Genomic DNA, 551 nt, shown 5'->3' on the forward strand with positions numbered 1-551 from the left:
ACCGCCAGCCGGGCGCCGTCCAGGTCCGCCGGCGGCGCCGGCGCGGTCCGCCCCAGGCGGCCGGTGACGTCCGGGGAGCCGAGGAACGTGGTGTGGTCCCCGTGCCGGTCCAACCAGGCGGGGTCCTCGAGGTCCGCCCGGTAGTGCGCCACCAGGTGGTCCGCCTCCGCGTACACGATCCGGTGCGCGGCATCCGTGCGGTCCCCGTGCATGCGACGGTGCGCCGTCGGGTATCCGGCCAGGCGCAGGAACAGGGCCGCCTCAACGGACACGTCCACCACCGCCGCCTCCGCCCCCGCGGAGCGGGCGGCCTCGAGCAGGGCCGCGAACCGGTCCCGGATCACCGGCCCGGTCGGCGTGTAGTGCAGCGGAGAGTCCGCGGGCTGCACGTGCCCGTCCACGAGGTCCGGGGGCAGGGGCAGCACCCGCGGCTGCCGCATGCCGGCGCGTCCGCAGCGTGCCCCACCACCTCCGGGGCATGCGGGTGGGCGGAGAGACCGTCAGGTCGAACCGTGCCGTCGCGCGGCGCGCGCGGCGTGCAGAGTGGCGGG

General features: G+C 77.7%; 1 pseudogene. It reads right to left on the bottom strand.

Annotation, left to right across the window (positions count from 1 at the left end):
* Nucleotides 1-440: pseudogene (locus AC2W7A_RS13270) on the bottom strand (glycosyl transferase); the annotation flags it as partial.
* Nucleotides 441-551: the final 111 nt, after the last annotated feature.

The sequence above is a fragment of the Micrococcus sp. LASM2_SD2 genome (assembly GCF_057364565.1).